At 61.6% G+C, this 23,531-nt stretch carries 16 protein-coding genes; 5 read left to right on the plus strand and 11 right to left on the minus strand.

Translation table 11 applies throughout. The features are described 5' to 3' along the window. Positions 1-7: 7 nt before the first annotated feature. From HU767_RS24885 to HU767_RS24905, 5 genes are all read right to left on the minus strand, one after another. Positions 8-943, minus strand: a complete 936-nt coding sequence (locus HU767_RS24885) for a sugar ABC transporter permease (RefSeq protein ID WP_186709374.1) — start codon at positions 941-943, stop codon at positions 8-10. A gap of 151 nt (positions 944-1,094) precedes the next feature. Continuing rightward, entirely contained in the window at positions 1,095-2,405 is a 1,311-nt protein-coding gene (locus tag HU767_RS24890) for a sugar ABC transporter substrate-binding protein (protein WP_186730719.1), read from the minus strand. A 299-nt stretch (positions 2,406-2,704) separates the two neighbouring features. Beyond that, positions 2,705-3,610: an AraC family transcriptional regulator gene (locus HU767_RS24895; RefSeq protein ID WP_186709372.1), complete on the minus strand. Its 906-nt coding sequence runs from the start codon at positions 3,608-3,610 to the stop codon at positions 2,705-2,707. Between the two features lie 70 nt (positions 3,611-3,680). Continuing rightward, positions 3,681-4,973, minus strand: a complete 1,293-nt coding sequence (locus tag HU767_RS24900) for a glycosyltransferase (protein WP_186730720.1) — start codon at positions 4,971-4,973, stop codon at positions 3,681-3,683. Positions 4,974-5,050: 77 nt separating this feature from the next. Further along, positions 5,051-5,422, minus strand: a complete 372-nt coding sequence (locus HU767_RS24905) for a response regulator (RefSeq protein ID WP_186709369.1) — start codon at positions 5,420-5,422, stop codon at positions 5,051-5,053. A 286-nt stretch (positions 5,423-5,708) separates the two neighbouring features. Between HU767_RS24905 and HU767_RS24910 the strand changes: the two genes are divergently transcribed. From HU767_RS24910 to HU767_RS24930, 5 genes are read left to right on the plus strand one after another with little or no spacing between them, the layout of a single operon-like run. Next, a complete protein-coding gene (locus HU767_RS24910; RefSeq protein WP_186730721.1) occupies positions 5,709-9,191 on the plus strand; it encodes a response regulator in 3,483 nt (1,160 codons plus the stop codon). After that, on the plus strand, positions 9,191-10,006 hold the full coding sequence (locus HU767_RS24915) for a protein-glutamate O-methyltransferase CheR (protein WP_186709366.1): 816 nt from the start codon (positions 9,191-9,193) through the stop codon (positions 10,004-10,006). Before HU767_RS24910 ends, HU767_RS24915 begins: the two co-directional genes overlap by 1 nt. Next, positions 10,003-10,590, plus strand: a complete 588-nt coding sequence (locus HU767_RS24920) for a chemotaxis protein CheB (RefSeq protein WP_186709365.1) — start codon at positions 10,003-10,005, stop codon at positions 10,588-10,590. Before HU767_RS24915 ends, HU767_RS24920 begins: the two co-directional genes overlap by 4 nt. 5 nt (positions 10,591-10,595) lie before the next feature. Next, complete coding sequence (locus HU767_RS24925; protein WP_186730722.1) at positions 10,596-11,876, plus strand: hybrid sensor histidine kinase/response regulator; 1,281 nt, start codon at positions 10,596-10,598, stop codon at positions 11,874-11,876. Then, positions 11,869-12,246, plus strand: a complete 378-nt coding sequence (locus HU767_RS24930; RefSeq protein ID WP_186730723.1) for a response regulator — start codon at positions 11,869-11,871, stop codon at positions 12,244-12,246. Before HU767_RS24925 ends, HU767_RS24930 begins: the two co-directional genes overlap by 8 nt. A gap of 203 nt (positions 12,247-12,449) precedes the next feature. Here HU767_RS24930 and HU767_RS24935 read toward each other — a convergent pair whose 3' ends face one another. The 6 genes from HU767_RS24935 to mexE all read right to left on the minus strand — a co-directional run bounded on the left by HU767_RS24935 (position 12,450) and on the right by mexE (position 23,212). Then, positions 12,450-14,120 carry a response regulator gene (locus tag HU767_RS24935; protein WP_186709362.1) on the minus strand — a complete coding sequence of 557 codons (1,671 nt, stop codon included), beginning with the start codon at positions 14,118-14,120 and terminating at the stop codon, positions 12,450-12,452. Beyond that, complete coding sequence (locus HU767_RS24940) at positions 14,117-15,619, minus strand: ATPase domain-containing protein (protein ID WP_186730724.1); 1,503 nt, start codon at positions 15,617-15,619, stop codon at positions 14,117-14,119. The genes HU767_RS24935 and HU767_RS24940 overlap by 4 nt, the downstream gene beginning before the upstream one ends. Positions 15,620-15,954: 335 nt before the next feature. Beyond that, complete coding sequence (locus HU767_RS24945) at positions 15,955-17,013, minus strand: hypothetical protein (RefSeq protein ID WP_186730725.1); 1,059 nt, start codon at positions 17,011-17,013, stop codon at positions 15,955-15,957. A 329-nt stretch (positions 17,014-17,342) separates the two neighbouring features. After that, positions 17,343-18,767, minus strand: coding sequence for a TolC family protein (locus HU767_RS24950; RefSeq protein WP_186730726.1), 1,425 nt, complete (start codon positions 18,765-18,767; stop codon positions 17,343-17,345). Further along, positions 18,764-21,943: an efflux RND transporter permease subunit gene (locus HU767_RS24955; protein ID WP_186730727.1), complete on the minus strand. Its 3,180-nt coding sequence runs from the start codon at positions 21,941-21,943 to the stop codon at positions 18,764-18,766. Before HU767_RS24955 ends, HU767_RS24950 begins: the two co-directional genes overlap by 4 nt. Positions 21,944-21,958: 15 nt before the next feature. Beyond that, positions 21,959-23,212 carry a multidrug efflux RND transporter periplasmic adaptor subunit MexE gene (mexE, locus tag HU767_RS24960; protein ID WP_186709350.1) on the minus strand — a complete coding sequence of 418 codons (1,254 nt, stop codon included), beginning with the start codon at positions 23,210-23,212 and terminating at the stop codon, positions 21,959-21,961. Between the last annotated feature and the right edge of the window lie 319 nt (positions 23,213-23,531).

The raw sequence follows: 23,531 nt of genomic DNA on the forward strand, positions 1-23,531 counted from the left end.
GACGGCCTCAATGCTTGTCGGTGAGGTTTTTGCCGATCATCCGGACCAGGATGATTGCGGCGATGTTGGCAATGACCACGGCAATCAGGCCACCGGCCGACGCCATGCCGACGTCGAACTGCACCAGCGCCTGGTTGTAGATCAGGTACGCCAGGTTGGTGGAGGCGTAGCCGGGGCCACCGTTGGTGGTAGTGAAGATCTCGGCGAACACCGACAACAGGAAAATTGTCTCGATCATCAGCACCACGGCAATCGGCCGGGCCAGGTGCGGCAGGGTCAGGTGCCAGAAGATCGCGATGGGGCCGGCACCGTCCAGGCGGGCGGCTTCTTTCTGTTCCTGGTCCAGCGACTGCATGGCCGTCATCAGGATCAGGATCGCGAAGGGCAGCCATTGCCAGCTGACGATGATAATGATCGACAACAGCGGGTAATGGGCCAGCCAATCCACCGGCTGGGCGCCGAACAGCTTCCAGACCGAGGCGAGGATGCCCGACACGGGGTGGAAGATCAGGTTTTTCCAGATCAGCGCACCGACCGTGGGCATGATGAAGAACGGCGAGATCAGCAGCACACGGACGATGCCGCGACCGAAAAACTCACTGGCCTCCAGCAGCGCGCTGATCAATACCCCGAGGACAATGCTGATCAACAGCACGCTGCCCACCAGCAGCAGGGTATTGGTGGCGCCGGGCATGAAACCCGAGTCGGTCAGGAAATAGGTGAAGTTCTCCAGCCCGACGAATTCGTTTTCGCCGGGGTAGAGCAGGTTGTAGCGGATCATCGAGAAGTAGACGGTCATGCCCAGCGGCACGATCATCCACAGCAGCAACAAGGCCACCGAAGGGCTGACCAGGAACCAGCCGGGGTTGGCCAGGCGGATCTTGCGCACCGGCGGCGGAGCGATCTCGATGGGGGCTTTGGCGGTTGTAGTTGAGCTATTCATGGCATTGAACCGATTTTTTCGGGGCCTACAGAAATCCCCTGTGGGAGCGGGCTTGCTCGCGAATAGGGCGGCACATCCAACATCAATGTGACTGACAGATCGCTTTCGCGAGCAAGCCCGCTCCCACAAAAGGGCAGAGCGGCGACGTGGATTACTTGGGATACCCGGCGCGTTTCATCTCGCGTTCGGTGGTGGACTGCGCGGCGGTCAACGCCTGGTCCACGGTCTGCTGGCCGGTCAGCGCGCCCGAGAAGAATTTGCCCACCTGGGTGCCGATGGCCTGGAATTCGGGGATGGTCACCAACTGAATGCCGATGTAGGGCACAGGCTTGAGGGTAGGGGCTTTCGGGTCGGCGACTTTCAACGATTCCAGCGTCACTTTGGCAAACGGCGCGGCCTTCATGTATTCGTCGCTGTAGGTCGAAGTGCGGGTGCCCGGTGGTACGTTGGCAATGCCGTCGGTCTTGGCGACCAATTGGTTGTACTCCTTGGACGTTGCCCAAGTGGTAAAGACCTTGGCCGCGTCCTTGGCTTTGGAGCTGGTCGGGATGGCCAGGGACCAGGAGTACATCCACGAGGTGCCTTTGTCGGTTTTCTCGTGGGGGGCGAAGGTAAATCCGACGTGATCGGCCACCTTGCTCTGGGTCTTGTCGGTCACGAACGAGCCGGCGACGCTGGCGTCCACCCAGATGGCGCACTTGCCGCTGTTGAACAGCGCCAGGTTTTCGTTGAAACCGTTACTGGAAGCACCTGGCGGGCCGGATTTCTTCATGTTGTCGATATAGAAGTTCAGGGCATCCTTCCACTCCGGTCCGTTGAACTGCGGCTGCCACTTCTCATCGAACCAGCGCGCGCCAAAGCCGTTGGCCAGGGTCGTGACCAGCGCCATGTTCTCGCCCCACCCGGCCTTGCCCCGCAGGCACAGGCCATATTGCTCCTTGGATTTGTCGGTGAGCTTTTGCGCGAATTCACCGATCTGGGTCCAGGTCGGGTGTTCGGGCATGGTCAGCCCGGCGTTCTTGAACAGGTCCGTGCGGTAATAGGTGATCGAGCTTTCGGCATAGAACGGCAGGGCGTACAGCGAGCCCTTGACCGACAAGCCATCGCGCACGGACGGGAAGACGTCATCGAGGTCGTAGGAGGCCGGCAGGTCTTTCATCGGCTCCAGCCACCCCTTGGCACCCCAGAGTGCGGCTTCGTACATGCCAATGGTCAGCACGTCGAACTGTCCGCCTTGGGTGGCGATGTCGGTAGTCAGGCGTTGGCGCAGCACGTTTTCTTCAAGCACCACCCAATTGAGCTTGATGTCCGGATGCTCGGCCTCGAAGGTTTTCGAGAGCTTTTGCATGCGGATCATGTCGCTGTTGTTGACGGTGGCAATGGTGAGGGTCTCTGCGCCGAAGCTGACGCTGCTGAGGGTCATGCAGGTGGAGACAAGCAGAACTTTTACCGAAGGTTTCATCGCGCACTCCTTTTCCGCGCCCGAAGGCCGCAGAAGGACAGTTATTGTTTTTGTGTCTTCCGGATGAAGGGAAGAATGTGCGCTGATTACAGCCTTCTATGGACGGCGTGACAAATCATCCGTCGCACTTTGACTGATACTTTTTTGCACTGAAGAGGGTGAGGGGCAATCGAAGAACCCTGTGGCGAGGGAGCTTGCTCCCGCTGGGGCGCGTAGCGGCCCTTGTTTTTTAGGTCTGCTGCGCAGCCCAGCGGGAGCAAGCTCCCTCGCCACAGAGGCGGTGTGTCAGGGCAAAAAGGTCAGCCCTGATTCTGCTCGGTCAACCGCTGCACCGCCAGCCGCCGGTAGTGGGACGGGGTCATGCCCTTGAGCTGCTGGAAGCGCCGGTTGAAGTTGGAGATGTTGTTGAAGCCCGATTCAAAACACACGTCCGTCACCGGTTTGTCGCCGTCGGCCAGCAGTTCGCAGGATTTGCTGATGCGCAGGCGATTGACGAATTCGATGAAGCAGCGGCCAGTGGCCTGTTTGAACACCCGGCTGAAATAGGTGGGTTTCATGCCCAGGTGCTCGGCGACTTCTTCCAGGGGCAGTTCCCGGGCGTAATGGGCAAAGATGTAGTCCACCGCACGGTTGGTGCGGTCGATGCTGTGCTCGTCCGCCGTTTGCGGGGCGTTCGTGCCGGACAGCAGTTGGTAGTCATCCGTGGCGGCCAGCAGCTCCATCAGGATGAAAAAGTGCCCCAGGCGGCTCATGCCCTGGGAGTCGGCAATGCGCTGCATCAGGGTCATGGCCTGGCGGATGGTGCGCTTGCAACGGAACTCGATGCCGTATTGGGCGCGTTCGAGTAACGGCGCGACCGTCTTGAGCTCGGCGAATACCTGATGGCCGCTTTCGAACAACTCGTCGGTGAAGTTCACCAGCATGTCACGCTTGGGCACCACTTCGTCCTCCGCCACCTGGCTGATCCAGTTGTGGGGCAGGTTGGGGCCGGTGAGAAACAACGACTGGGGGTAGAAGTTGCCGATGTAGTCGCCAATGAACACCTTGCCGGAACTGGCGACGATCAGGTGCAGCTCATATTCCTTGTGGAAATGCCAACGCACCAGCGGGCAGGGGAAACCGTGCTGGCGGTAGATGATGGACAGCCCGTTATGGTCGTCCATCAACTCGTAGGAAGGGTCGGTGACTCTGGCTGTTCGGGTCATGGGCCTGGCGCTTTTATTATTATCGCCGCTGAATAATGCCCCCTTCGCCAGGCAGGTGCCACCCTGGTGCCTAACCGTTGCGGTTTTTTTCTTCGATCCACTGGGACATGTATTGGGTGCTTTTGTGCTGGTGGTGACGCAGCATGCTGCCGGTGAAATTGTCCCGGCGTCGTTGCGCCAGGTCCGCCCGGCAAGCGTTGAGGCTGTCGATCAGCGCTGGCCCATGGACCTGTCGCCGGTAGCGGCTCGCCAACAGCGACAGGCCTGCGTCCCGAGCCTGAGCCCAGCGCTCCGGGTCGCTGTACAACTGCACGGCCTCGCGGGCGATGGCTTCGGCACTCTGGGCGATCGCCCCGGGCCAGGGCAGGTCGCCGTGCATGGCTTCGGCCCCCACGGGCGTGGTGACGTTGGGGGTGCCGCAGAGCATGGCGTCGATCAGCTTGCCTTTGATACCCGCACCGAAACGTAATGGTGCCAGGCAGATGCGTGCGGCCGACATGACCTGCAAGGCGTCTTCGGCCCAGTTCATGATGTGAAAGCCTTGGGCCGGGTTGTGCAGCGCGGCGGCCTTCGGCGGCGTATAGGCGCCGTACAAGTGCAGTTGCGCGCCGGGCAGTTGTTGGCGGATCAGCGGCCAGATGGCGTTTTTCATCCAGAGCACGGCGTCCCAGTTCGGCGCGTGGCGAAAGTTGCCAATGCTCAGGAAATGCGCCCGGTCCGCGAATGGCACCGGCGGGTCGCTGGGCAGGTCCAGCATCAACGGGCACCAATGCAGCAGGTTGCGGGGCAGCTTGAAGTGCTCCACCAACAGTTCGATTTCAACCTCGGACACCATCAGGTTGAGGTCGCAGCGGTACAGCGCGGCGATTTCCCGCTTGGCCAGGTCGGTATCGGCCATTCGTTGGAATTCCTCGTCCAGGGCCGGGGCGAAGAGGTCGCTGAAATTCTCGCTCGCGTCATCGCGCTTCAGGCGCTCCTTCAGGCGCTGATGCCGGGCGTGGCGCAGGCTTTGCAGGTCGGAGGTCTCCAGCACCCGCAGGGCACCGGGGCAGTGCTTCTCGACCCGCCAGCCGAATTGTTCTTCCATCATGAACTGGTCGAACAGCACGATGTCCGGCGCAAGAGTATGGATGAATTCGTCGAAGCTGCTGCTATTGAGTTCGATGGGCACTTCGCGGATGCCCAGCGCAACCAGGTCGGCACGCTGCTCGCCGGGGCCGGCCGGGCTGCTGAAGGTGATGTCCCAGCCTTGGCCAAGGAAGGTGTCGAGGATCTGCATGACGTGCCCACTGGCAGCCGATGAGCGTGGCTCTGGCCAGACATAGCCGATAACCAGGACCTTGGTGGCGGTGGGGTGATGCATGAGCGGGGAGTTCCTTGGTACAGATCAGGCGCCATCGGCGCGCGGGGCGCCGATAGTGACCAAGAATGCGTTCCGGCTCAAGAAAGAATGCGTTTGACCTTGTCCCGCAACTGATCGATGGAGAAGGGCTTGCCAATCACCGACATCCCTTCAGGTACATCGATGCTTTCGGCATAACCGCTGGCAAACAGCACCGGCAGTTTCGGCCGAACGAGTCGAGCCTGCTTGGCCAATTCCCGTCCGTCCATTACCGGCAGGCCGACGTCGGTCATCATCAGGGCGATGTCCTGTTGGTCGTCGTTCAAAAAAGCCAGCGCCTGCTCGCAACCGTCCGCCTCCAGCACCTGATATTCCAGCTCCTCCAGCACGTCGACGATTAACATCCGCACGATGTCGTCATCTTCGACTACCAGGATGGTGGGCTGGGTGGCGGCATTGGCGGTGGACATAGATACATTCTCAAAAGATGGGAGCGGGAGGGGGCACAAGAAAAACGGCCTCTTTCATGAGCCTCTTTTATGAGCCTCTTTTATGAGTAAATGCCGAGGCGGCACAAGTTCCCTAGGTTGTACAAGAAAGGATCTATAGTACAAGAGCTGACAAGGATAGTCGCTTCCTTGCTACAAGGCAGGCCGTCGCGGGATCTGCGCCTTTGACTCGTCAGAAAATGTGGATCCAAGCGCGGTTTTTCGGGCAAACTCCACGGTTTTCAACTGTCCACCAAGGCCCTTTTCCATGACTCCTTCGTCTTCGGTTGACGAACAAAGTTTTCGCAAACTCCTGAGCCGCAATATCAGCCTGCCGCTGGGCATGGGCGCGCTCAGCGCGGTGTTTTTCATCATCCTTATCACGTACCTGCTGTCGGTGATCCAATGGGTCGGCCACACCGACAGGGTGATCAATAACGCCAACGAAGCGCTCAAGCTGAGCGTGGACCTGGAAACCGGCATGCGCGGCTACCTGTTGAGTGGGGACGAGCATTTCCTCGACCCCTACGAAGTGGCGAAGCCACGGATCGCAGTGGCACTGGACACTTTGCTGGAATTGACAGCCGACAACCCCGTCCAGGTCGACCGCCTGCACAAGATCCAGGCACTCCAGACGGAGTGGTCCAATTACGCCCAGGGCATGATCGACCTGCAGCGCAGCAGTGGCGATTACCGGGGCGCGGTGAAGGCCGGGCGCGGTAAGCGTCTGACTGACGAAATTCGTCAGTCCTTCGAAGAGGTCGTCGAGACCGAGCAGCAGTTGCGTGCGGCGCGTAACCAGGATGTGCGCACCACGACGGTCTGGAGCATTGCCCTTTACCTGTTGTTTGTCGCGGCGGTCAGCGGATTGCTGGCCTACGTCGGTCGCCGGGACCTGTTGAGCCTGTCCGAGAGCTACAGCGCCAGCCTGAAAGTCCAGCAGCGCAGCGCTTTGCACCTGGAGAAGCAAGCTTGGCTGCGTAATGGCCAGACGCAACTGGCCGAGCAAGTCCTGGGACAACTGTCGCTGAACCTGCTGGGTCGCAACATCCTGCAGTTCTGCGCGAAATACCTGGACGTCGCTGTCGCGGCACTTTATGTGCGGGAAGAGAACGGTGTCCTCCGGCGCGTCGCCGCCTACGGCCTGTCCCGGGAGGATGAAGAACAGCAGCAGGTGATCGTCGCCGGTGAAGGCATCGCGGGCCAGGCCGTGCAACAGGGGCGCCTCATCCGCCTGGACGACGTGCCGGACGACTACCTGAAAGTCAGCTCTGGCTTGGGACAGGGCCTGCCCAACAGCGTGTTGGTGGTGCCTACAAGTGACGATGACCGGATCAACGGTGTCGTCGAACTGGGGTTCCTGCGGCCATTGACCGAGCGAGACGTCGAGCTGCTGGAGCTGATCGCCGGCAATATCGGCACCTCCATCGAGGCCGCCCGTTATCGTCAACGCTTGCAGGAAGTGCTGGCCGAAACCCAGCAGTTGAACGAGGAACTGCAAGTCCAGCAGGAAGAACTCAAGACCGCCAACGAAGAGCTGGAAGAACAGTCGCGCATCCTCAAGGAATCCCAGGCCCACCTGGAAGCCCAGCAACAGGAGCTGGAGCAGACCAATGAGCAATTGGCCGAGCAACGCGACGCCATGGACCAGAAGAACAGCGAGCTGAACCTGGCCCAGATCCAATTGGAGGAGCGCGCCGAAGAGCTGCAGCGTTCGAGCAAGTACAAATCCGAATTCCTGGCCAACATGTCCCACGAGCTGCGCACGCCCCTCAACAGCTCGTTGATCCTGTCCAAGCTGCTGGCGGAGAATTCGCAACAAAACCTCAGCGAGGAGCAGGTCAAGTTTGCCGAGTCGATCTATTCCGCCGGCAACGACCTGCTGAACTTGATCAACGACATTCTCGACATCTCCAAGGTCGAGGCCGGAAAGCTGGAAGTGCGCCCGGAAAACACTAGCGTGCAGCGTCTGGTGGAAGGGTTGCGGGATATGTTCGAGCCGTTGGCGGCTGACAAGGGCCTGAGTTTCGAGGTGCACGTGCAGCCTGATGCGCCGGCGATGCTCTACACCGACCGCCAGCGCTTGGAGCAGGTGATCAAGAACCTGCTGTCCAACGCTGTGAAGTTCACCGAGCAAGGCGCTGTCAGCCTGTCCGTGGCCGGTCAGCCGGGCTCGGGCATTGCATTCATGGTGCGCGATTCTGGAATCGGGATCGCCGCCGACCAGCAGCAAAGCATCTTCGAAGCGTTCCGCCAGGCCGATGGCACCACCAACCGTCGCTACGGCGGCACGGGCCTGGGCTTGTCGATTTCCCGGGACCTGGCCACGCTGCTGGGCGGCTCGATCTCGGTTTCCAGCGAGCCGGGGCAGGGCAGCGTCTTTACCCTGGTATTGCCGGAACGTTACGTCGAGCCCGGGGACACGCCGCTGGAGCCGATGACCTTTACCCCGACAGCCACCGCGCCAGCGCCCGTTGCACCCAAGGCCGCACCCGCGCCGCTGATCGCCGAGGTGGACACGCCGATTGCCCGATTCGCCGACGACCGTGACAAGGCACCGTTCGAAACCCGCTGCATCCTGGTGATCGAGGACGAGCCCAAGTTTGCCCGCATCCTGTTCGACCTGGCCCATGAACTCGGTTACCAATGCCTGGTGGCCCACGGTGCCGACGAAGGCTTTGACCTGGCGTTGCAACTGGCCCCCGACGCGATCCTGCTGGACATGCGCCTGCCGGACCATTCCGGGCTGACGGTGCTGCAGCGGCTCAAGGAACAGGCCCAGACCCGGCATATCCCGGTGCACGTGATTTCCGTCGAAGACCGGGTCGAAGCCGCCATGCACATGGGCGCCATCGGTTATGCCGTCAAGCCGACCACCCGCGAAGAACTCAAGGACGTGTTCGCCCGCCTGGAGGCCAAGCTGACCCAGAAGGTCAAGCGGGTGCTGCTGGTGGAGGATGATGACCTGCAACGAGACAGCATCACTCGCCTGATCGGCGACGATGACATCGAGATCACCGCCGTTGGCCTGGCCCAGCAAGCCCTGGACCTGCTGCGGACCAATGTCTACGACTGCATGATCATCGACCTCAAGTTGCCGGACATGCTCGGCAACGACCTGCTCAAGCGCATGTCCAGCGAAGACATCTGTTCGTTCCCGCCGGTGATCGTCTACACCGGGCGCAACCTGACCCGGGACGAAGAAGCCGAACTGCGCAAGTATTCCCGCTCGATCATCATCAAGGGCGCCCGTTCGCCAGAGCGTCTGCTGGACGAAGTGACACTCTTTCTGCACAAAGTCGAATCCCGGTTGTCCCATGAACGGCAGCGGATGCTCAAGACCGCCCGCAGCCGCGACAAGGTGTTCGAAGGCCGCAAGGTGCTGTTGGTGGATGACGATGTGCGCAACATCTTTGCCCTGACCAGCGCGCTGGAGGCGAAAGGGGCGATCGTGGTCATCGGCCGCAATGGTTTGGAGGCGATCGATCGCCTGAATGAGTTCGACGACATCGACCTGGTGCTGATGGATGTGATGATGCCGGAAATGGACGGTTTCGAAGCCACCGCGCTGATCCGCAAGGACCCGCGCTGGCGCAAGCTGCCCATCATCGCTGTGACGGCCAAGGCCATGAAGGATGATCAGGAGCGCTGCCTGGCGGTGGGTTCCAACGACTACCTGGCCAAGCCGATCGATCTGGATCGTCTGTTCTCGCTGATTCGCGTGTGGTTGCCGAATATGGAAAGAATTTAGTGGACCGTGACACTGACATTGAACTGCGTTTGTTGATCGAAGCGATCTACCTCAAGTACAGCTACGATTTTCGCGATTATTCCGGCGCTTCCATCAAGCGCCGGGTCCACCATGCGCTGAGCCAGTTCGAATGCAAGACCATTTCAGCCTTGCAGGAGCGCGTATTGCATGACCCGGGCGCGTTCATGCAGTTGCTGCAACTGCTGACGATCCCCGTCAGCGAGATGTTTCGCGACCCCTCGCATTTCCTGGCGATCCGCGAGGAAATCGTGCCGCTGCTCAGGACCTACCCTTCGATCAAGATCTGGATCGCCGGTTGCAGCACGGGGGAGGAGGTCTACTCCATGGCGATCCTGCTGCGCGAAGAAGGCCTGCTGGACCGCACGTTCATCTACGCCACCGACATCAACCCGCGCTCGCTGGAAAAAGCCAAGCAGGGGATCTTCTCCCTGGACAGCGTGCGCACTTATACCCAGAACTACCAGAACGCCGGTGGACGGCGGTCATTTGCCGATTACTACACCGCCGCCTACGATTATGCGATGTTCGACAAAACCCTGTGCGAGAACGTGACCTTTGCCGATCACAGCCTAGCGACTGACAGCGTTTTCTCAGAAACTCAATTAATTTCATGCCGCAATGTATTGATATATTTCAATAAAAAATTGCAAGATCGTGCGTTTGGACTGTTCCATGAGTCCCTTTGTCACCGTGGTTTCCTGGTGTTGGGCAGTAAGGAGACATTGGATTTTTCGGCTTACGGCCATCGATTCGAGCCGTTGGTCAAACAGGAACGGATCTATCGCAAGTTATGAACCAGACGAAGGACAGATCCAGGCCGGCCATCGAGGCCATTGTCGTCGGCGCATCGGCCGGCGGTGTCGAAGCATTGCTCAGGGTGTTCGGACACCTGCGCAAAGGTTTTGGCGTGCCCGTCCTGGTGGTGTTGCATTTGCCGGATGAGCGTGACAGCCAGTTGGCCTCTGTGTTCGGCCATCGTCTGGCGGTGCCGGTAGAAGAAGCCCGGGACAAGCAGGACATCGCCCCGGGCACCTTGTACGTCGCCACGCCCGGTTATCACTTGTCGGTCGAGGCCGACCGCAGCCTGTCGTTGAGCCTGGAGGCCCCCGTACACCATTCGCGACCGTCCATCGACGTGCTGTTTGAATCGGCCGCCGATGTCTACGGCGAGACGTTGCTGGCCGTGGTGCTGACCGGTGCCAACGACGATGGCGCCCGGGGCCTGGCGAGGGTCAAGGCCCTGGGCGGGATCACGGTGGTCCAGGATCCCGTGGAAGCCCAGGTCTCGACCATGCCCGAAGCGGCGCTGGCCCTGCACGAGCCCGACCATATCCTCACTTTGCAAGGCATCGGCCAGTTGCTGGCCGGGCTGGAATGAACCACATGCCAAGAGATATTCAAGCCAAACTGCTGATCGTCGACGATCTGCCTGAGAATCTGTTGGCCCTGGAAGCATTGATCAGGGGAGACGACCGCGAGGTCTTCAAGGCCCTGTCGGCGGACGAAGCGCTGTCCCTGCTGCTGCAACACGACTTCGCCCTGGCCATCATCGATGTGCAGATGCCGGAGATGAACGGTTTCGGGCTGGCCGAGCTGATGCGCGGCACGGAAAAGACCCGCAGCATCCCGATCATTTTCGTCAGCGCCGCCGGGCGTGAGCGCAACTATGCCTTCACCGGTTATGAAAATGGCGCGGTGGACTTCCTGCACAAGCCGCTGGACACCCAGGCCGTCAAGAGCAAGGTCAATGTGTTCGTCGAGCTGTATCGCCAACGAAAGGCCATGAAGGAACAAGTCGTGGCCCTCGAACAGAGTCGTCGCGAGCAGGAGATCCTGTTGCAGCAGCTCGAGGCCACCCGTGGCGAGCTGGAACAGGCGGTGCGCATGCGAGACGACTTCATGTCCATCGTCGCCCACGAGGTGCGCACGCCCCTCAATGGCCTCATCCTCGAGACCCAACTGCGCAAGATGCACCTGGCCCGGGACAATGCCGCCGCCTTCAGCCTGGACAAGGTGCGCGCGATGGTCGAGCGCGACGAGCGCCAGATCAAGAGCCTGATCCGGCTGATCGAGGACATGCTGGATGTGTCGCGGATTCGTACCGGCAAGCTGTCGATCCGGCCGACCCGCTTCAACCTGACGGCATTGGTGGAAAACCTGCTGCGCAACTTCCAGCCGCAGATCGCCGTGGCCGAGTGTTCGTTGACGTGCATGGTCGAGCCGGCGGTGGAGGGGCTTTGGGACGAGTTTCGCATTGAGCAGGTGGTCTCGAACCTGTTGACCAATGCGCTGCGCTACGGCGGCAAGGGGCCGATCGAAGTGCGCGTCTACAAGACCTCCGATCACGCCTGCATCGAGGTCCAGGACCACGGCATCGGCATCAGCGAGGAGAACCAGGAACGTATCTTCCAGCAGTTCGAGCGCGTATCGTCCAAGGCCGCCGCCTCGGGGCTCGGGCTGGGGCTGTTCATTTCCGAGCAGATCGTCACGGCCCATGGCGGGACGATCACGGTGGACAGTCGGCTCAATGAAGGGGCGTTGTTTCGTGTTTGCCTGCCCTTGCAGAAAACTGTCTTGGACAAAACCGCCGAACAGACGCAACCTCTGAGAGACCCCAAGGTCGTATCAGCAGCTATTGATCGAACAAAGGCTTCTCATGAGTGAAGATGCGCAAGATGTTGTATTGATCGTCGAGGATGACCCGTCGATCCTGATGGTGCTGTCGGCCTACCTGTCGAGCGAGGGATACCGGGTGCTGCAAGCCGAAAGCGGCGCCCAGGCGTTCGAGATCCTGGCGAGCAAGCCGCATCTGGACATGATGATTACCGACTTCCGCCTGCCGGGCGGTATCTCTGGGGTGCAGATTGCCGAACCCGCAGTCAAGTTGCGCCCCGAGCTGAAGGTGATTTTCATCAGTGGCTACGCGCAGGAAGTGCGCGACACGGACAGTCCGATTACCCACAAGGCACCGATCCTGGAAAAGCCGTTCGACCTGGATGAACTGCAACGCATCATGCAGTCGATGTTGTCGTAGGCAGGAGACATCCCGGCAGATCAGGCGCCCCCCTGTGGCGAGGGAGCTTGCTCCCGCTGGGGTGCGGAGCGCCCCCAAAACCCGGCACCTCGATGTGTCAGGTTCATTGAGTCGAATTTATTGGGGCTGCTTCGCAGCCCAGCGGGAGCAAGCTCCCTCGCCACACTGTGTGTAATGCCCAAGCTCAAACAGCGCTCATCACCTCAAACCTGGATCATTTCCCGCACCTTCGCCGTCAACAAGTCAAACGTGAACGGCTTGGTGATCATCTGCATCCCCGGGTCAAGGAAGCCGCCGCGCACCGCCGCATGCTCGGCGTAGCCGGTGATGAACAGCACCCGCAGGTCCGGGCGGACCTGCCGGCCGATCTCCGCCAGTTGCCGACCATTCATGCCGGGCAGGCCAACGTCGCTGATCAGCAGGTCGATGCGCTGGCTTGACTGGAGGATCGGCAACGCGCCGTTGGCGTCGGCCGCTTCCACAAAGGCATAGCCCAACTCGCTTAATACCGCGCTCACCAACACCCGCACCGCCGGATCGTCCTCGACGATCAGCACGGTCTCGCCATCCTGCGCATACGGCGCGTGCTGGGTGGCAACCTGGGGCTCGTGAATTTCTTCCCCGACGAAGCGTGGCAGGTAGAGGTTCACGGTGGTGCCTATGTCGACTTCGCTGTCGATGGTCACATGGCCACGGGATTGCTTGCTGAAGCCATAAATCATCGACAGGCCCAGCCCGGTGCCCTGGCCGATCGGCTTGGTGGTGAAGAACGGATCGAAAGCGCGACTGATCACCGCTTCGGGCATGCCGCAACCGGTGTCCTGCACACTCAGCACCACATAGTCACCGGGCGCGAGGTTGGGGTAGGCCTCGGTGAAGTCGGCATCCAAGTGCCGATTGCGAGTCTGCACCACCAGGTTGCCGCCGTTGGGCATGGCATCCCTGGCGTTGAGCACTAGGTTGAGCAGGGCGCTTTCCAGTTGATTGGGGTCGGCTTCGGCGACCCATAGTTGTTCGTCCAGTTGCATGTCCAGGCGAATGCTTTCGTTGAGGCTGCGCTGCAGCAGTTCGCCCATGGACAGCACCAGGGTATTCATCTGGACCGCCTTGGAGTCCAGCGATTGCCGCCGGGAGAACGCCAGCAGGCGATGGGTCAGGCCGGCGGCGCGGTTGGCCGAGGTCACGCCCAGGTCGATCAGGCTGTCCAGATCCTCGGTACGGCCCCGGGCCAGGCGACGGCGCAACAGTTCGAGGCTGCCGATGATCCCGGTGAGCATGTTGTTGAAGTCATGGGCGATGCCGCCGGTCAGTTGGCCCACCGCTTCCATTTTCTGCGACTGGCGCAGGGCTTCTTCGTTGTGGCGCAACTGGGCGGTACGCTCTTCCACCTGCTGTTCGAGGGTTTCGAGGGTGGTTTGCAGGCGCAGTTCGCTGTTGCTGAGATCGATCAGGCGGTCGCGGGCTTCGTACTGCCTTCGACGCCCGCGCAGGGCGGTGGTGACCAAGCTGATCAGCGTAACGGGGTGGAAAGGACGCTCGAGGAACGTCACGTTGCCCAACTGCATGCCGATCCGCGCCGCCGGGTTCTGTTCCGGCCCACCGTGATGGGTCAGCAAGACAATGGGCAGGTCGGACCAGGCGGGCTGCTGCTCGATTTGCAGGAACAGCGTTTCCAGGTCAGGCCCGACCAAGGCCTCCGACGAGATCACCAGCAGGCCGGCACCGCTTTCCAGCTCTTCGCATAAATGACCCAGGTGGCGACAGATGAGGCCGGCAAAACCGGCTTCATTGAGGATCATCAGGGCAATCTGGCTGTCCCGTCCCAGCGGCGCGAGAATCAGCGCCCGCTCGGACAGGGGCTCGGCCAGCGTCACCGGTGTTCATCCTTGAGCAGCGGGTTGCTCTCGCCCATGTAGGTGGGGACCCCGCGCAAGACACCCTGGAATGCTTCCAGTGGTTCGCCAATGGTCATGCCCGAGCCGCTGATGCGGTATTCGCGGATGGTCGACTCGTGGCTGCCGGTGCGTTTCTTGATGATGGAAATGGCCCGGCGAACCTTGCCCAGTGCTTCGAAATAACGCAACAGAATCACCGTGTCGGCCAGGTAAGTAATGTCCACCGGGGCCTGCATGTCGCCGACCAGGCCGTGCTGGGCGACGGTCATGAAGGTCGCCGCGCCCTTGCGGTTGAGATAGAGCAGCAATTCATGCATGTGCAGCACCAGGGCGTTCTCTTCCGGCATCGCCGCCTGGTAGCCGTTGATGCTGTCGATGACCACGGTCTTGATGTCTCCTTCATCGACGCAGCGACGTACGCGGTGGGAGAACTCGCCGGGGGACAGCTCGGCGGCGTCCACCTGTTCGATCAGCAGGTTGCCGGTTTTTTGCAAGGCCTGCAGGTCGATGCCGATGTTTTTCATGCGCTCGAACAGCAAGCCCAACTCTTCATCGAAGATGAACAGCGCGGCCTTCTCGCCACGATGCACGGCGGCGGCGGCGAAAATCATCGCGATCAGCGACTTGCCAGTTCCCGCTGGCCCCAGGATCAACGTGCTGGAGCCGGTCTCGATGCCGCCGCCCAGCAGCAGGTCCATTTCGCCGATGCCGCTGGAGAGTTGTTGGCGCAGGTACTGGCCGCGGTGTTCGGCGGCCACCAGGCGCGGGAACACGTGCACGCCGTCGCCCATGATGGTGAAGTCATGGAAACCGCCGCGGTATTTCTGCCCGCGATACTTGACCACCCGGACCCGCCGCCGTTCGGCGCCATAGTTGGGGGTCAGTTCTTCCAGGCGCACCACGCCGTGGGCGACGCTGTGCACGGTTTTGTCCAGGGATTCGGTGGTCAAGTCGTCGAGCAACAGGACCGTGGCGTCGTAGCGCACGAAATAATGCTTGATCGCCAGGATCTGGCGACGGTAGCGCAGGGAGCTTTGCGCCAGCAGGCGGATCTCCGACAGGCTGTCGAGCACTACACGGGTCGGCTTGAACCGTTCGACCACTTCGAAGATCTGCCGGGTCGCTTCGCCCAGCTCCAGGTCCGAGGAGTACAGCAGGCTTTGCTGGTGCTCGGCATTGAGCAGGCTTTCGGGCGGGGTCAGCTCGAAAATATGAATGTTCTCATCCAAGGTCCAGCCGTGGGAGGCCGCGCCCTGACGCAGTTCACGCTCGGTTTCCGAGAGCGTGATGTACAACGAGCGCTCGCCAGCCTTGGCGCCGGCCAACAGAAAATGCAGCGCGACCGTGGTCTTACCGGTCCCCGGTTCCCCTTCGAGGAGGAACACATGGCCGCGGGACAAACCACCGGAGAGGATATCGTCCAGACCCTCAATACCGGTGGCGGCTTTTGCACTGATCAACTCGTTAGATGTAGACAAAAATAGCCCTCTCATGACTAGGGAAGTAGGCAGCAGGCGGGGTAACGCCTGAAATCGACTGCCTGAACACTTGACCTTTGGCGGTGATGGCGGTTCCGCTTACATCGACAAAACGCGGGGTACTGCACAACTTTTCGGTATGCGACGACGGCCCACAGACCCATGCTAGTCAGCTAAGCGAAATGAAGCCGAGCAGTCATCCTGTGGCGAGGGAGCTTGCTCCCGCTGGGTCGCGAAGCGGCCCTGTCTTGGGGCTGCTGCGCAGCCCAGCGGGAGCAAGCTCCCTCGCCACGGATTGTGTGTTTGCCCAAGGTTCCACTTAACGGCTAGTCCGCCTACAAACCCTGTTGCAGGGCCGGGTCATCGGGGTTCAGCTGTTCCAGTTGCGCCAACAGGATCTGAACGTTCTGCAACTGGCCGGTCTCCTTCCAATAGTTGATCAGCAACACCCGGGCCTTGCGGTCGGCGGGGTAGCGCTGGACGATTTCCTGCAACTGTTTCTGCGCGGCTTCCACTTCCTGTTCAGCATGCAGGGTGGTTGCCAGGTCATAGCGGTAATGCCGGTTTTCGGGTTCCAGTTCCACGGCTTTTGCCAGGCCGAGTACGGCATACTCGCTCTGGCCGTGTTGCAGCAGCCACATGCCCAGCGCATGTTGCAGATAAGCCGACGCTGGCTGGGTTTGCAACTGTCGGGCGAGTAATTGTCGGGCGGCTTCGCCCTGGCCCTGTTTGTCCAGCACTTCGATCTGCATGACCAGCGCCGGCAGGTTGTCCGGTTGCAGGCGCAAGGCCTGCTCAAGGGCCAATTGGGCTTTCTTCAATTCGGCGTTGTGCAGGTGCAGCCGGGCGAGTTGGTAGTGGGACTGAGCGGTTTTCGGGCCGTCTTCGAGCATTTGCTCCCAAGTGTCGATGGCGATCTGCATCGCGCCGAAATACAAGCCGAGATCATCTGGCGACAGGCCCAGCAGCGCGTTCACGGCGGCGAACCGGACGTTCGGGTCGTCATCGTCCAGAAGCGGGCCGAGCAACAGGCTGCGTTGGCCTGTCGGGACCAGCCCGACGACGCTGCCAATGGCGGCCCGGCGCACGTCCGGCGACTCGCTGTGCAGGTCGGCGTCCGCCAGTTTCAGGGCTTGGGGGCTGGGGTAGTTGGACAGTTCGGCGTGCAGCCACACGCGGCGCTTGGGCGAGAGATCCGGACGTCCCAGTTGCTGGTAAAGCATCCGCGCCGCCCCCGGCTGTCCGTTGCGGGCGCTTTCCAAGGCTTCGCTGTAGCCACGCTTGATTGCCTCGGGGATCTGCGGCGTGGTGCTGCGCAGCCACACCGCGACAAGACCGATCAACAACAGGACACAGAGGCTGAGGAGCAGATAGCGGCGGCGAGGCGAGGGCATGCAGGGAATCCATTACCAGAAGCGTGAAATGCCGCAAGCTTCGGTCAGGTGGCGGCCTGAGTCAAACCTTGTGAGTTATGCGCATTTAACCCTGTGGGAGCGGGCTTGCTCGCGAAGGCGGCTGCACCTTCGACATATCTTCAAGCTGATCCACCGCTTTCGCGAGCAAGCCCGCTCCCACAGTAGAGCAGCGGTGAACCTCTTGTTCAATATCTCCCCAGGGGCCGGGACTAGTAACAGCCGAAAAAAAGCCCCGCGTCCAAATGAGACGCGGGGCAAAAATTTGGCTGGTTGCGGCCAACCAAAGGAGCTCGGTTGAGCCGGGCGGGTCAATTGCTGGCGACGGTTTCCGGTTGCCAGCCGCCACCCAGGGCCTTGTAGATCGCGACGATGCCGCGGTACAGCTCCACTTCGGCCTGGGCCTGGGTGTCTTCGGCCGCCAGGCGTTCACGTTGGGCGTCGAGCAGCACGAGGAAATCCACGGTGCCTTCGCGGTAGCGAATCTCTGCCAGGTCGGCGGCGGCGCGGCTCGATTCGCTCTGGCGGATCAGCGAGATCAGCCGCTGCTGACGCTTGCCATAGTCACTGAAGGCATTTTCCGACTCTTCCAGGGCCAGCAGCACTTGCTGTTCGTAGTTCGCCAGGGCACCGTCCGCCTCGGCGTCGGCACCGCGCAAGCGCGCCCGCACGCTGCCCAGGTCGAAAGCGGCCCAGGTAATGCTCGGGCCCAGCGCCCAGGCGTTGGCGGCAGAGGAACCGATCTGCGAACCGCGTCCGGCGGTGAAACCGAGGAAACCGCTCAAGCTGACCCGTGGGAACAGGTCGGCCTTGGCCACGCCGATGCGCGCCGTGGCGGCGGCCAGTTGGCGTTCGGCACTGAGGATGTCCGGGCGCCGTTGCAGCAGTTCACCCGGGTCGCCGATGGGCAGGGCCTTGGCGATAGCCGGCAACTGTTTCGGGCCCAGGTCGACGCTGAGTTTGTCCGGGCGTTCGCCCAACAGCGTGGCGATACGATTGCGTTGGCGCGCCTGCTCGGCCTGCAGCTGTGGCACGCTGGCTTCCACCGAGGCCAGGCGCGCATCGGCACGGACCACGTCGAGCTGATCGCCGACGCCGGCATCACGCAGGCTTTCGGTGATCTTGCGCGAATCCTGCTGGTTCTTCAGGTTGGCCAGGGCGATCTTTTCCCGCAGTTGTGCGCCGCGCAGTTGACCATAGGCATCCACCAGCTCGGCGATCATCGTCACCTGCAACTGATAGAGATCGGCTTCGATCGCCTGTTGATCGGCATCGGTGGCTTCCAGGTTGCGCTGGATGCGCCCGAACAAATCCAGTTCCCAGGCCATGTCCAGGCCCAGGTCGTAACGCTCGGAGTTGACCCGCTCGTCAGTCTGCCCCATCGGGTTCTGGCCTTTGCCCAGTTCGCTGCTGGCACGGCTGGTAATGGTCGGCATGGCGTCATTGCTGGCGTCATCGCGAATCGCCCGTGCGGCCCGCAAGCGGGCGAAGGCCACGCGCAACTCGCGGTTGCCGTCCAGGGAACGGGTCACCAACGCGTTGAGGGTCGGGTCGTCGAACTGCTGCCACCAGACGCCTTCGAAACGGGCGCGGTCGAAGTTCTTCTGGCCGGCGGCGCCGTCGGTGGCGGTGGTGATATTCGCCGCCTCCGTTTGTGGTGCCTTGTAGTCCGGGCCTACGGCACAGGCACTCAATGCCAGGACCAGCAAGCTCGGCACGAACGCTTTCAAACTCATTGTTGCGCCTCCAGTTTCAAAGCCCGGGCCGCCTTGCGGGCCTCGCTGCGTTCGACGAAGTTGCGGATCAGTACATAGAAGACGGGGGTGAGCAGCAGGCCGAAGAAGGTCACGCCGAGCATCCCGGAGAACACCGCCACACCCATGGCATGGCGCATTTCCGCACCGGCGCCGCTGGAGAACACCAGGGGCACCACGCCCATGATGAAGGCGAAGGAGGTCATCAGGATCGGCCGCAGACGCAGGCGGCACGCTTCGAGGACCGCCGCCAGCGGGTTCATGCCTTCGAGCTGTTTATCCTTGGCGAACTCGACGATCAGAATCGCGTTCTTGCAGGCAAGCCCCACCAGTACGATCAAACCGATCTGGGTAAAGATGTTGTTGTCGCCACCGGAGAGGATCACCCCGGTAATCGCCGACAGCAGGGTCATCGGTACGATCAGGATCACCGCCAATGGCAGGCTCCAGCTTTCGTACTGTGCCGCGAGCACCAGGAACGCCAGCAGTACGCAGAGCGGGAACACGAACAGCGCGGTGTTGCCCGAGAGGATCTGCTGGTACGTCAGGTCGGTCCACTCGTACGTCATGCCGTTGGGCAGTTCGTCCTTGAGCAGTTTCTCAATGGCTTTCTCGGCCTGGCCGGAGCTGTAGCCCGGGGCGGCAGCACCGTTGATTTCAGCAGTGATGAAGCCGTTGTAATGCATCACGCGGTCTGGCCCCGAGGTGTCGCTGACCTTGATGAAGGTCGCCAGCGGGATCATCTCGCCACGGTTGTTGCGCACCTTGAGCTGGCCGATCTGGTCCGACTCGAGACGGAACTGTTGCTCGGCCTGGACGTTGACCTGGTAGGTACGGCCGAAGCGGTTGAAGTCGTTGGCATACAACGAACCCAGGTAGATCTGCAGGGTGTCGAAGATGTCGCTGACGGCCACGCCGTGGGTCTTGGCTTTTTCACGGTCGATGGCGGCATCGACCTGGGGTACGTTCACGGTGTAGCTGGTAAACAACCCGGCCAGTTCCGGCACGCTGCGGCTCTTGGTGATGATGTTCATGGTTTCTTTGTACAGCTCGTCGTAGCCCAGGTTGCCCCGGTCTTCGATCTGCAGGCGGAAACCACCGATCGTGCCCAGGCCCTGTACCGGCGGCGGCGGGAAGATCGCCATGTAGGCTTCCTGGATCTCCGAGTACTTGCCGTTCAAGGCACCGGCGATGGCGCCGGCCGACATGCTCGGGTCCTTGCGCTCATCGAAGGGCTTGAGGGTCACGAACACGATGCCGGCGTTCGGGCTGTTGGTGAAACCGTTGATCGACAGGCCCGGGAAGGCCACGGCGCTTTCAACGCCCGGTTGCTTGAGCGCCAGGTCGGACATGCGCTTGATCACATCTTCGGTGCGATCCAGGCTCGCGGCGTCCGGCAGTTGAGCGAAGGCCACCAGGTATTGCTTGTCCTGGCCGGGCACGAAGCCGGTCGGGGTAGTGGAAAAACCGAAGAACGTCAGCACCATCAGGCCTGCATAAAGTACCAGGGCGATGCCGCTGCTGCGGATAACCCGCGCGACGGTGCCCACGTAGCCATGGCTGGCGCGCTCGAAGAAGCGGTTGAATGGACGGAACAACCAGCCGCCGAAGAGCTTGTCGAGGAACTTGGAGAAACGGTCCTTGGGCGCGTCATGGCCTTTGAGCAATACGGCAGCCAGGGCAGGGGACAGGGTCAGGGAGTTGATCGCCGAGATCACCGTGGAGATGGCAATGGTCAGGGCGAACTGTTTATAGAACTGACCGGTCAAGCCACTGATGAACGCCGCCGGAACGAAGACCGCGCACAGCACCAGGGCGGTGGCGATGATCGGGCCGGTCACTTCGCCCATGGCGCGCTTCGTCGCCTCCACGGGGGTGAGGCCCAGTTCGATGTTTCGCTCGACGTTTTCCACCACCACGATGGCGTCGTCCACCACGATACCGATCGCCAGGACCAGGCCGAACAGTGACAGGGCGTTCAACGAGAAGCCGAACAGGTGCATCACCGCAAACGTACCGATCAGCGAAACCGGCACCGCCACCAACGGAATGATCGAGGCGCGCCAGGTCTGCAGGAACAGGATCACCACCAGCACCACGAGGATCAGGGCTTCGAACAGGGTGTGGACCACCGCTTCGATGGAGCCGCGGACGAAGATCGTCGGGTCATAGACGATGCTGTAGTCCATCCCGGCCGGGAAGCCTTTCTTCAGCTCATCCATCTTCTCGCGAACGTCATTGGAGATCTGGATGGCGTTAGAGCCGGGACGCTGGAAGATCGGGATCGCCACCGCTGGTTGGTTGTCCAGCAGCGAACGCAAGGCGTACTGGCTGGAGCCCAGTTCGACCCGAGCGATGTCCTTCAGGCGAGTGATCTCACCGTTGGCGCCGGAACGAATGATGATGTTCTCGAACTCTTCCTCATTGACCAGGCGCCCCTGGGTGTTGATCGACAGCTGGAAGGCCTGGGCATTCGGCGCCGGCGGCGCACCCAGGGCACCGGCCGCCACTTGACGGTTCTGCTCACGGATCGCGGTGACCACGTCGGTGGCGGTCAGGTTGCGCGAGGCGGTCTTGTTCGGATCCAGCCAGACGCGTAGGGAATAGTCGCCCATGCCGAACAGTTGCACATCACCCACGCCGCCCAGGCGCGCCAGCTCATCCTTGATGTTGAGCAGGGCGTAGTTGGACAGGTAGAGCATGTCGTAGCGTTGGTCCGGCGAGGTCAAGTGCACGACCATGGTCAGGTCGGGCGATGCCTTGTCCACCGTGATGCCGATCCGGGTCACTTCTTCCGGCAGCTTGGGCTCGGTCCGGGTGACGCGGTTCTGCACCTGCACCTGGGCGTTGTCCAGGTCGGTGCCGAGGGCGAATGTGATGGTCAGGGTGATCTTGCCGTCAGCGGTGGACTGCGAGGACATGTACAACATGTTCTCGACGCCGGTGATGGCCTGCTCCAGGGGCGCGGCCACGGTTTCGCCGATGACCTTGGGGTTGGCGCCCGGGAAGTTGGCGCGTACGACCACGGTCGGCGGCACGACTTCCGGGTATTCGCTGATCGGTAGCTGGAACAGCGAGATGGCGCCGGCGATCAGGATCAGCAGCGAAAGCACTGCTGCGAAGATCGGCCGCGAAATGAAGAACTGGGAAAATTTCATCTTGGATTCAGTCCCTTAGTCGCGTGGGGTCGCAGCGGCCAGTTTGCCTGCCGAGCCTGACGCCGCCTTGGAGGGCGCGACTTGGGGCAGGTTGCTGGCTTCGAGCGCTTTACGTTGTTGTGCCAGGGCGGCAATGGTTTCTTCGCTGGCCATTGGCACGGTTTCAGGCGTGACCGGTGCACCCGGACGAGCCCGTTGCAGCCCCTTGACGATGATGGTGTCGTCCTTGTTCAGGCCGCTGCGCACGATGCGCAGGCCTTCGATCTTCGGCCCCAGCTCGACGGCGCGGTAGGCCGGCTTGTTTTCAGCGTCCATCACCAAGACGAATTTCTTGCCCAGGTCGGTGCCCACGGCTTCGTCGTTGATCAGCACGGCAGCGTAGGTGCCGCTGCCCACCAGCTTCAAGCGGGCGTACAGGCCTGGGGTGTAGGTGCCATCCTTGTTGTCGAACACCGCGCGGCCACGGATGGTGCCGGTCTGTGGGTTGACCTGGTTGTCGACGAAGTTCATCTGGCCCTGGTGCGGGTTGCCGTCCTCGTTGGACAGGCCCATGTAGACCGGCGTGGCCTGGCCGCGCTGGCCCTGGCGGGCGAGTTGGGTGTACTTGAGGAAGACCCGCTCGTCGGCGTCGAAGTAGGCGTAGACCTTGTCGGTGGACACGACGCTGGTCAGCGGCGTGACATCGGCGGTCACCAGGTTGCCGGCGGTGATTTCCGCCCGGCTGACGCGACCGCTGATGGGCGAGGTGACCCGGGTAAAGCTCAGGTTCAGTTTCGCCAGGTCCAACTGCGCCTGGATGGCCGCTGCGGCGGCCCGGGCTTCCTGGGCGGCGCTGGTGCGCGAATCCGCCAGCTCGGCGGAAATGGCATTGCTCAAGCGCAGGCGTTCGCCACGTTGGGCTTCATTCTCGCTGCGGGTGGCGGTGGCGCGGGCCTGGGCCAGTTGCGCTTCGAGACGACGGACTTCAGCCTGGAAGGGGCGTGGGTCGATCTGGAACAACAGATCGCCCTTCTTGACCAACGCGCCTTCGGTGAAGGCCACTTCGTCGATCTGCCCGGAAACCCGCGGGCGGATCTCAACGGTTTCTGGCGCTTCGAGGCGACCGGTGAATTCATCCCATTCGTTGACAGGCTGCTCCAAGACCTTGGCCACACTGACTTTGGCCGGCGGCATGGACGCTGCCGTGTCGGGAGTCTTGCCGCAAGCGCTCATCACCAGCACCGCCAGCAGCGCGAGGGGAAAACGCAGTTTTGAAAGTGAATGTTCCATGGATAGCATCCGCCAATGTATTGAGAATGGGCGGATGATGCGTGGCGCAAGACACCGGAACGAATCGAATGAAGCAAAGGTAACTATCATTCAGAATGATATAAGCCATCAATGAGACCTCTAGTCCGGGTAATGCGCCGCATTTTTTGGGAACCGATGGGCCCGTGGCGAGGGAGCTTGCTCCCGCTGGGCTGCGTAGCAGCCCCAAAACCAAGCACCGCGTAGCGTCAGGCAGATCGCATGCAGCTTATTGGGGCCGCTTCGCGCCCCAGCGGGAGCAAGCTCCCTCGCCACGGGGTTGAGTGCTCGGCATCAGGTC

It is taken from the genome of Pseudomonas sp. SWRI179, from assembly GCF_014268705.1.
GTDB lineage: Bacteria > Pseudomonadota > Gammaproteobacteria > Pseudomonadales > Pseudomonadaceae > Aquipseudomonas > Aquipseudomonas zanjanensis.

Excerpts from the sequence above, each read along its gene's own strand:
- HU767_RS24910 (WP_186730721.1), top strand. The coding sequence starts at position 5,709 with ATGACTCCTTCGTCTTCGGTTGACGAACAAAGTTTTCGCAAACTCCTG.
- HU767_RS24900 (WP_186730720.1), bottom strand. The coding sequence starts at position 4,973 with ATGCATCACCCCACCGCCACCAAGGTCCTGGTTATCGGCTATGTCTGG.
- HU767_RS24945 (WP_186730725.1), bottom strand. The coding sequence starts at position 17,013 with ATGCCCTCGCCTCGCCGCCGCTATCTGCTCCTCAGCCTCTGTGTCCTG.
- HU767_RS24890 (WP_186730719.1), bottom strand. The coding sequence starts at position 2,405 with ATGAAACCTTCGGTAAAAGTTCTGCTTGTCTCCACCTGCATGACCCTC.
- HU767_RS24920 (WP_186709365.1), top strand. The coding sequence starts at position 10,003 with ATGAACCAGACGAAGGACAGATCCAGGCCGGCCATCGAGGCCATTGTC.
- HU767_RS24955 (WP_186730727.1), bottom strand. The coding sequence starts at position 21,943 with ATGAAATTTTCCCAGTTCTTCATTTCGCGGCCGATCTTCGCAGCAGTG.
- HU767_RS24950 (WP_186730726.1), bottom strand. The coding sequence starts at position 18,767 with ATGAGTTTGAAAGCGTTCGTGCCGAGCTTGCTGGTCCTGGCATTGAGT.
- mexE (WP_186709350.1), bottom strand. The coding sequence starts at position 23,212 with ATGGAACATTCACTTTCAAAACTGCGTTTTCCCCTCGCGCTGCTGGCG.
- HU767_RS24895 (WP_186709372.1), bottom strand. The coding sequence starts at position 3,610 with ATGACCCGAACAGCCAGAGTCACCGACCCTTCCTACGAGTTGATGGAC.
- HU767_RS24905 (WP_186709369.1), bottom strand. The coding sequence starts at position 5,422 with ATGTCCACCGCCAATGCCGCCACCCAGCCCACCATCCTGGTAGTCGAA.
- HU767_RS24930 (WP_186730723.1), top strand. The coding sequence starts at position 11,869 with ATGAGTGAAGATGCGCAAGATGTTGTATTGATCGTCGAGGATGACCCG.
- HU767_RS24925 (WP_186730722.1), top strand. The coding sequence starts at position 10,596 with ATGCCAAGAGATATTCAAGCCAAACTGCTGATCGTCGACGATCTGCCT.
- HU767_RS24885 (WP_186709374.1), bottom strand. The coding sequence starts at position 943 with ATGAATAGCTCAACTACAACCGCCAAAGCCCCCATCGAGATCGCTCCG.